Raw genomic sequence first — 9,100 nt, 5'->3', positions numbered from 1 at the left:
ATGCTTAAGCGGCACTGTGCATTGACTCCCGAAGCAGAATCACTTTTAGAGTTGGTTTTTAAAAAGATGAGTCTAAGTGCAAGATCATATGACCGGATTATTAAGGTGTCGCGTACGATTGCTGATTTAGATCATTCTGAACACATCACTGATCGCCATGCAGCGGAAGCTGTTCAGCTTAGGAATAATCTAATACAGATATAATAAAACAAACTGATTATTATCATGATAAGGGAAACAGCCTTTTTTAATCACCATTGCAAGATGAAACTATCTGTTTAATAATCAGATTATAACTTCCTGAAGACAATTTATATGTATGTAAATGCCGCAAAATATAATTTCAAAAATTTTAACACTGTGACTGTTTTACAATTCTTATGTGAAATTGACAGAACTATTGATTTAACGCTGGATAAACTAAATATATTATTGGAACCTGCTTTTAAAATTTCAAGCGAAAAAAATGAAGTGGATAATCTTGAAATACGTAAAGCCTAGTACGATTCAACGAACTGAAACCCTTAATTCTTTAAATTGTATTTGAGTGTCTCTTATCCTTTTGGCTCGTTATATCGATGACAGATATGTGTGTTTGAAAGGAGAATCATTATGTCTATTGAATACTTCCAAATCAAAGTAACCGATGAAGTACTTAATGATTTAAAATACAGGCTAAGACATAATTGATGGCATAAGCTCCCTTGCTGAATATTTTATGGTAGTACCGGAAATAGTCCGGTTGAGGGTTAATTTATTTGAAAAACCTGTGTATTAAAAAAATCAGGACAGAATTTTTCTCTGCCCTGATTTAAAATATTTTGTTTTATAAAATACAAACTGTTTTACAAATGGCATATTGTTCGACTATCGGAAAATATGTTGTACTGCACTTCATGGAGGAAGAATAATTATATGACTAAAAATTTTTTCTTGCGAAAACAATATATTAATAGACTACGGTACGCAATATTCTTCTTATTTTTGGTTTCTATTATGAATAATATTTATTCCTGCAATAACTTACAATTAGAAACCATCATTTTTTTTATAGTAATGATTTGCATACTTAATACTCTTTATATTTATATAAGATGCCACGATGCGTCATTCTCAAAATATAAAACTGTCACCTTAATGATATTATCATTTGTTCCAGGATTAAATTTAATACCTTTTATTGTTTTTCGCTTTCCTAAGGAAAGGTTATAAAAAGCTGATACATTGAAAGCATTAAAATTTATTTTCAAGTGACAACAATCCCATAATCGGAGATGATTTTATGTCAAAAAAAGAGCACCGTTTCAAGTATTAATTCTTCCATACTATGTAGTAGATGTGATGCAGGGCCAAATCGAGTATGCTCTCTTTAAGAGAAAAGATATGGATATTTGGCAAGGAATAGCTGGTGGCGGTGAATTTGACGAAACTCCACTGGAAACTGCTAAAAGAGAAACCCTAGAAGAAAGTGGAATGTCCATCACTAATCAGTTTACCCCGTTGGATTCTAAAGCTACAATTCCCGTTGAATATGTTGTTGGCAAGTTTTTATGGGGAAATGAAACTTATGTAATCCCTGAATATTGTTTTGGTATTGAGGTAAGAGAAAAGAATATTACGATTTCAAAAGAACATACCGATTTCACATGGGTTTGTTTTGAAAAAGCTATTGAGCTGCTAGAATGGCATAGCAATAAAAATGCATTATGGGAATTAAATAAACGGCTTCTTCGTCAAAGATCAAAACATAGTTCAGAACCTCTTGAAGTCGTATAATTTAAAAAGCCACTCAAAATAATATTGCCACGTTGGGATAATGGGAGATGAAAAAATGATTCAAGAAGAGTACATTCGTGAAAAAGTACATACTTATTATTGGAATGAAGATGTTAATTGTGCAACAGTTATGCTTAACATATTAACAGAGTTACATGATTTAAAATTGGACCTGCAGGTAATCGATTCTGCTGTTGGTATGCATGGTGCTGGTGGTTTTGGTGCGCAATGTGGCTTAGTAGAAGGCTCTTTAATGTTTATAGGAATCTGGGGTAAAAAAAACGGACTACTAACAGAAAAGATAGTTGATTTATGTTATTGTTTCGCAAAAGATTTCGAACAAGAATTTGGCAGCCTATCATGTAGCAAATTGCGGCCTCAAGGGTTTAATGCACATAATCCTCCACATCTGTGTGAAGGGTTATCAAATAAGGCTGTAAATTTCACTGCTGAATATTTAAAAGACAACGCTAAATTTTTATAAGTTCAAAAGGAGAATATATAAAATAAAATGAAATGAACAATCTTTTTGGTTATAATATTTATGGCAATTTTAAGCAGTATTTGTTTTGCCAATCAATATGATGATAGTCCAGACGAGTATACAAAAATTGATTCCGGCACAACCTTTAATACCTACCTATCTGGATAAAGCTTCTATCAAATCTGTAAAATATGCCCCACCCTACTACACGATTCAATGCAATAATATCGAATTTGATCAAACTGACGGTATTACAGCTAAAACCACAGTAATATACAATTACGACTTCAATACAAAAAACATACAGATACAAGTCCCTAAAAACATTGCTCAAAGTGAAGATGGTAGCCTTTCATATAGCTCACTTCGCGATGAACCGCCAATTGATGTTGCCCCTGACAGTTTCTCATTTAAAGAATCAATTATGTTGTTTAAACAATTGTATGGCGAGAAGGCTGCAAACACATTTCTTAATGCTTCTAAGAATAAATCAGAATCCAAGTCTAATGTAAATGATACTGACAATCTTCCATCTGGTGAGATAGTCTAATTTTTCTTACAGATAAGCTGAATTTAAGTTTATAAAAACCTATCCAAGCACGACACGTAAGACCTTTTGGATCTATGTAAGTCGATATGGATAGGCTTTTTATAGAAAAATTCTAAAAAGATGCTTATTAAAGGAAATAGTTAATCCAGAATTTGAAAATAATAACAGAGGTGCTGATAAAGTATGATTGAATTCTATCTTTCTTGTAAGTTAAAAGAAGGCGGAAACAAGAATCCTCCTACAATTGCCAATGCTATACGGGAATGTCTGTTTGATAATCAAGTCATAACATCAGGAAGGCAGTTCTACATTTATGTAAATGCCGAAAGACATAATTTAGACAGGTGTAAAAATTGTCCAAATAAAGTTTGTGTCAATAAGGCAGTGCTTTTGAACTTCTTATGTAAAATTGACAAAGCCCCTGATTTAACCCTTGATGGACTACATGTATTATTGGAACCTGCTTTTAAAATTTTAAGTGAAAAAAATGGACTGGTTAATTTTAAAATAAGTAAATTATCACGCCTTGAAAGCGTATAAATAAAAAAACCACCCCGAAGGATGGCTTTTTGTTTTGACTAGTTATATCGATAACGGATATGTGTTTTAGGTACCATAACCCTTGATGAATTTATGTACAAACAATACGTGATTGAGCTCTTGGAATCTGTTGAAAAATAAAATCACGTTTAACATAAATATAAAATAAAAAAAGGATTTGATAAGTTGAAACGGATTTTATTGATTATTATTTTATGCCTTACCTTATTTTCTAGTACATGCATGGCCGAAGATTGGATAATGATCGTCAGATCAGAAGATGCCCAGACCTATATTGATTTCGACAGTATTCAGTATGAATCTATTATTGTTGGAAGTACACATACGTTAATATATTACAAAAAATCTATTTTTACGGAATATGGCAAGAAAACTTTTCTTGATAGCATAAGTCCATCAGAAAAAGAAAAACTTCAAAATGTTTATGCCTCGATTGAATTATGTGGTATTAGTCTAGATAATGAACATAAAATGATAGGTTCCGATTACCTAGATGTATATATAGATTCAAACAAAAATATAATAGCCAAATATCCCCATACTCCAAAATGGGGAAAATTGCAAAAAGGTTCTATGCAATATGACATAAATACCTATCCATTAAGTTATGCTTATAATAATTTTCAAAAAGTAATGGATCGAGGGTATGCTGATAAACAATCAAAAAAAGCTGCTACAGTTCCAGAAAAAACTGATACCGGAAAAGCCTCCAGCATTATATCTAAAAAATAAAATTAAAGCTTCGCCTTGATTATTATTTTAATATTTGATATTGAAAATCATTTTCATTTATGTTATACTATATCTATGCTCTTCATTAAGCTCTCCAAATATAAAATACATAGAAAAAAACGGCTCGTGATACTCAGGCGAGCCGTTTTTTCTGTGTATTTTTAATACTTATAAATTGGAGACCCATTGATTTTATTATCACCATACAAATTAAAAAGCCACCCCGAAAGATGGCTCCATATTGTCTATGTCATATCACTTATGATATAATTTTTAAGGTGCTACCATGCGGTAGGCGGTCAATATTGCCCCTGAAATGGGGTGATGCCCATGAACGAAACAAATGTGACATTATTGTTCTTTGTTGTTCTTGTGGTACTTTACAAAAAAAGTGATCCGCCCCGGTCTCCAAAACTAGGCGGATTACTATAATCTAAATATTTTGGGGCCGACCGTTTATCGGTAGCACTTTTTTATGTCTAATTATAGCCTATAGTAAATTCAAAGTAAATATTTTAAACTATTTTTTATTTTGAATTGGTGGAAATTATTGTAATACTGCCACTGCTCCATAATATAAAATAGCGAGGGAAAATTCCCTCGCTAAACATGCACTTTATGTCTTTACTCCAACAGCTAAGAAAAAAACAATTTTACTTGATCTTAAACGTACAACCACATACACTCATTTTTCCTTCAATAACCGTTGTCCATTGACCGTTCCATTCCCCACCATATGAAGCACATACAACAGGACATTTTTCTTTAGAATCATCCTGATTCCAAATTGGCCCTGCTAAAACATCCATTGTGTAGGAGTCACTCCCCGTATATGGCAAATCAAACGTACAACCACATACACTCATTTCTCCTTCAATAACCGTTTTCCACTGTCCATTCCATTTTCCTAAATGTGCTGCACAAACCATAGGGCATTTCTTTTCCGCATCCTGTTGATTCCATATTGGGCCTGCGGGAACATCAACCGTAAATGACGACATAAAATAGCCTCCTATTATTTTTTTGTGAAAAGCGCTTTTCCAACTTCATTCTACAACTTAAGGCCTATTTGTCAAGTTATTTATTTTCCTTTTTACATGATTTTCCAAAGCAAAATTTTTCATGATTTATTCACTCATTTTTATTGCAATAATTGAGTAATTAGCACAAATCATTAGCAATAACTGTAAATTAAATACATTTATTTACTAATAGTTTGAATGATGTATTAGCCATATAATAAAGAATTTTACGATCTTCTAACTTATGATACTCTTTTATTATTTCCCTTTATAAAATAAATATACCCTTTATTTTTTATTTTATAAATTAGTTGAATTAATCATTAAGTAGTAATAGAATACAATAAGTGTAGTTCTAAAGTACTATGCCTTGTACATTTAAAGGGAGTGTCTTATGTCAATTACTTATGAGCGCCCTACCATGGACGAAGAAAAACGGTTTATGGCAAAACGCATTCGCAATTGAATTATGAAGCCGGAATCCAATCCAGAGCTAACGGAGATTGTAAAAGCCGGTAAGATTGAGGCTTTAAAAGTATTTTTAGATGACGAGACAGAGAAATAAATTAAGAAACCTATTCATGCAAGATGAGCAAGACCTTTGGGATATGCAAGTCGGTGTGGATAGGTTTTTATTGTTTATAAGGAGGTTTTTTAATATGTTTAATCCGATTTATACACCTGTATTAAAGTGGAAAGCTGCTGAAAAACGAGCTGTGAAAAATCTAGACCCAAAAATTAAATCTTATATTTTCCCGTTATGTATTGTACAACCTATTGCTTGGGATTTTGACAATAATGCCTATAAAAGTACTATTGATAAACATTTATCTAAATTCGGTTCAGAATTTAAAAACAGTTGGGGATTGAACACTCCTGTTATGATAGATGGTGAGCAAGTTGATAGTGAACTCATGGCAGATGGTTCCCACCCCATTAAATTTCTCATACATGAAGCTGAAAAAAATGGCACACCCGCAATTCCTGTTATAGGTACAGATAAATCCACAAACTATATCACATCCACTATCCCTTTAATACTCACCTTTAATAGAGGAGTTGCTATCAGACTGAAACAAGCTGACTTCACAAATAATATTACAGTTACTATATCAACTTTGATTTCTAAAATGAATCTAACTGAATATGATACCGACATAATTATTGACTGTGAAGGAATATTAGCCAAAAACATAAACGATATCATATTAAAATTATCTAATATTTTAAATTTGCTTTCTAAAAAAAATTACAGAAAAATTATTATTGCCGCTTCAACGTTTCCTAAAACATTAGCCGGAATTCCTAAGTATACTGTTAAAGAATTTCCACGAGAAGATTTTGGACTTTGGAAACAACTTTCGCAAAAAAATATAGTTCCAAATTTAATTTTCGGCGATTATATTATGGAAGATCCATCGTGGCCAGATAAAATAAACCCTAAAATCATAATTAATATGATGACTGGTAATATCAGATATACTCAAAAGAACAAATGGTATGTCGCCAAAGGAGAAAAACTTTATGGCCCTGTCGGTTTTTCTCAATATGGAAAACTTACTCAGCTTATTGTCAATCATCCATCAAATATATTCTGTGGTCAGAATTATTCTATTGGAGACAAACGCATAAATGATTGTGCTAATAATATTGGTAATACCGGAAATGCAGGTACCTGGATACAAGCCGGAGTAAACCATCACATTACTTTTACTGTAAATCAACTTTTATCAATCTCTTCATCGTCTCAGCTGATCGCCAACCATCTCGTCCCTTGATGCAAGTTCGGACTGCTCGTTTTATTGATTCTTTATCTAATAATTCAATAATCCGGTCCCAAATGTCCCATCGAGGTTTACTTTTAAAACCTCGAACAGCATTGTGTGCTTCTAAAATACCTAATGCTTCACCTTTCCACGTTAATTCGAGAACGCTCCGTACATCAATTTTCTTATTCAAACGTTCTTTACGTCGCCGCTGCAAAAAAACACGACCATCAATCTCTTCTGCTACGACAATTCCCCACCAAGACGGAATAAGCTGCCGAGATTCACTCAGCCATTTTTTAGAACACACAATGGACATGGTATCAAATACCTTCCCGTAAAATTCAATTTGTCTTGGTAATCGATCCAACGTATCATTATCGCTTTTTATTTCATATCCATGCAAATTTGAATTAACTACTGCAATATCAACCCTTGCATCGCCCCAACAAATTTTAAATTCATCAACAATTATCGAATGAGTATTAGCAAATTCTTGAGCAAGATACTCTTTTAGTATTATTCGAATATCTATATCATACATGTTGCTAATATGCCTCCCCTTCATAGCATCAATTTTTTCAAGATGCTTATGATCCTTAAATTTTTAGTAATTCCGTAAAAATAACCGCCCCTCGAATATCCATGGCGGTCATACAACAAGCACTATCTGTTTCCATATAGCACGATTTATTTTTAATTATATCGAATTCACATAGTTTGTCAATGGAAGACAGCTTTATATGTTCACAGGTTTATGTATCTGTCTCTTATTTAAATTATGTAAACAAGGATGTGAAACTATGGCATGGCATTTTCGTAAATCTTTTAAATTGCTCCCGGGCATTCGCCTCAACCTAAGCAAAAAAGGAATATCTAGCCTTTCGGTTGGTCCTCGTGGTGCTAAATTAAATATCAGTGATAAAGGTACACGTCTTACTACCAGTATACCCGGAACAGGAATATCGCATACCGTGCAACTGACCAAACGACTAGACAAACCTGTCGGTAATACCATGACAGAGTGTCCATTTTGCGGTCATCGTATGCGAAAACAATGGAATGCTTGTCCAACATGTAAAAACTCGTTAATTCAAACCACTGAGCCTCCTAGAACCGACGAAACAACTATCATTGATGCCGAGTCGCACTTTATCGATGATAAAAAAATGATTGCGCCACCACCGAACAAAAAATCTAGTTGTCTTGGCTGTTTAGCTATTATATTTTTATGTTTTCTCATAGGTTCGTGCTTATTTGGTGGAAACAAAAAAGATTCTCCCCCATCGCCACCACCTACAACATCATCGACTCAAGTAAAAGCTGTTGTTCCGCCAGTAGAAGCACCAAAGCAAATTCCGGTGCAAGCAGCAGCCGCCGCACCACAACAAACAGCATAGCAACCACCTAAACAACAATCAGGAGAAAGACAATATACGGGTGCCGGTCCGAATGGTGAAGGTATAAAAGGACATATTGACACTAAAAAAGACACTATGATTTATCACTTGCCTGGCGATCAATACTATAGCCGCACAAAAAATGTTTCAAAATGGTTCTTTACGGAAAAAGAAGCACAAGCTGCCGGATATAGGCATATATTGAGATAAAATGAAAAGGGTTGAGATCACATGCTTGAAAACAAGGAACTATTTACATTTATTGTAGGTATTTTGACATCAATAATAGCTTTTTATATAAATACTAGATTAACCGAATTTAGGCAAACGAAAAAATTAGCCTGTGCTTTTTCCGCCGAAATCACCGCATTAATTAACCAATATAATAAGATTGGCGGTCCTCTATTGCAAAAAAATCCAGATGGATCATTTAGAGTTTTCACCACTAATATTAAGGAAAAAGAAAAATGTGTGTCGAATGTATTTGCATCACAGGCCTCTGCTAAAAAACTTTTGAATCACTTGAAAGATAAAATAAGCTCTACCGAAAATACAGTAGAGTTTAAACGTGAAATTATCATGTCGATTGTCGATAAGATTACGGTTGCTACAATTGATGAATCAAAAAAATCTAATATGAATATTACAATCCATTACAAATTTAACAAAAACGAGGAAAAATCCGTCTTACCTCCCCATGTTGTTGACGACACGCTTGTCCGTGTGGATTTCTTGGGGATTCTGATCATGCTTGTTCCTGTACCGCTAATGAAATAAAAAGATATACAAAAAAAATATCTGGTCCATTG

Annotated in this window: 11 protein-coding genes and 1 pseudogene; 10 read left to right on the top strand and 2 right to left on the bottom strand. The window is 33.4% G+C overall.

Going from position 1 to position 9,100, the window contains the following annotated elements:
* From BMY14_RS20155 to BMY14_RS20125, 6 genes are all read left to right on the top strand, one after another.
* Positions 1 to 204, top strand: a 204-nt coding sequence (locus BMY14_RS20155; RefSeq protein WP_091835993.1) for a magnesium chelatase subunit ChlI family protein, incomplete at its 5' end; no start/stop codon positions are given.
* A gap of 1,137 nt (positions 205 to 1,341) precedes the next feature.
* Positions 1,342 to 1,776 carry an NUDIX hydrolase gene (locus BMY14_RS20145; protein WP_091835990.1) on the top strand — a complete coding sequence of 145 codons (435 nt, stop codon included), beginning with the start codon at positions 1,342 to 1,344 and terminating at the stop codon, positions 1,774 to 1,776.
* Between the two features lie 55 nt (positions 1,777 to 1,831).
* Positions 1,832 to 2,260, top strand: a complete 429-nt coding sequence (locus BMY14_RS20140) for a C-GCAxxG-C-C family protein (RefSeq protein WP_091835988.1) — start codon at positions 1,832 to 1,834, stop codon at positions 2,258 to 2,260.
* Positions 2,261 to 2,387: 127 nt separating this feature from the next.
* Complete coding sequence (locus BMY14_RS20135) at positions 2,388 to 2,810, top strand: hypothetical protein (RefSeq protein ID WP_143063206.1); 423 nt, start codon at positions 2,388 to 2,390, stop codon at positions 2,808 to 2,810.
* A gap of 183 nt (positions 2,811 to 2,993) precedes the next feature.
* Positions 2,994 to 3,350, top strand: a complete 357-nt coding sequence (locus tag BMY14_RS20130) for a hypothetical protein (protein ID WP_091835982.1) — start codon at positions 2,994 to 2,996, stop codon at positions 3,348 to 3,350.
* Between the two features lie 243 nt (positions 3,351 to 3,593).
* Positions 3,594 to 4,103, top strand: a complete 510-nt coding sequence (locus tag BMY14_RS20125; protein ID WP_218144942.1) for a hypothetical protein — start codon at positions 3,594 to 3,596, stop codon at positions 4,101 to 4,103.
* A gap of 653 nt (positions 4,104 to 4,756) precedes the next feature.
* Here BMY14_RS20125 and BMY14_RS20120 read toward each other — a convergent pair.
* Entirely contained in the window at positions 4,757 to 5,104 is a 348-nt protein-coding gene (locus BMY14_RS20120) for a mannan-binding lectin (RefSeq protein WP_091835977.1), read from the bottom strand.
* A 680-nt stretch (positions 5,105 to 5,784) separates the two neighbouring features.
* On the opposite strand from BMY14_RS20120, the gene BMY14_RS20115 reads away from it, so the two are divergent.
* The gene (locus tag BMY14_RS20115; protein ID WP_177177685.1) at positions 5,785 to 6,903 is read left to right on the top strand and encodes a beta family protein; all 1,119 of its coding nucleotides are present in this window, start codon (positions 5,785 to 5,787) and stop codon (positions 6,901 to 6,903) included.
* Here the strand turns inward: BMY14_RS20115 and BMY14_RS20110 are convergent.
* On the bottom strand, positions 6,836 to 7,435 hold the full coding sequence (locus tag BMY14_RS20110; protein ID WP_091835971.1) for a sce7726 family protein: 600 nt from the start codon (positions 7,433 to 7,435) through the stop codon (positions 6,836 to 6,838). The two genes, BMY14_RS20115 and BMY14_RS20110, sit on opposite strands and share 68 nt — an antisense overlap.
* A gap of 259 nt (positions 7,436 to 7,694) precedes the next feature.
* Between BMY14_RS20110 and BMY14_RS20105 the strand changes: the two genes are divergently transcribed.
* The 3 genes and pseudogenes from BMY14_RS20105 to BMY14_RS20100 all read left to right on the top strand — a co-directional run.
* Positions 7,695 to 8,291 (top strand): DUF4236 domain-containing protein, encoded by a 597-nt coding sequence (locus tag BMY14_RS20105; RefSeq protein ID WP_091835968.1) that lies wholly within the window; start codon positions 7,695 to 7,697, stop codon positions 8,289 to 8,291.
* A gap of 63 nt (positions 8,292 to 8,354) precedes the next feature.
* Complete coding sequence (locus BMY14_RS21270) at positions 8,355 to 8,501, top strand: sunset domain-containing protein (protein WP_483878445.1); 147 nt, start codon at positions 8,355 to 8,357, stop codon at positions 8,499 to 8,501.
* A 506-nt stretch (positions 8,502 to 9,007) separates the two neighbouring features.
* Positions 9,008 to 9,100, top strand: a pseudogene (locus BMY14_RS20100) (ATP-binding protein); the annotation flags it as partial.

It is taken from the genome of Propionispira arboris, assembly GCF_900109225.1.
GTDB lineage: Bacteria > Bacillota > Negativicutes > Selenomonadales > Selenomonadaceae > Propionispira > Propionispira arboris.
The sequence above is the reverse complement of the archived record's forward strand: the minus strand, read 5'-3'. Positions and strand labels throughout refer to the sequence as shown.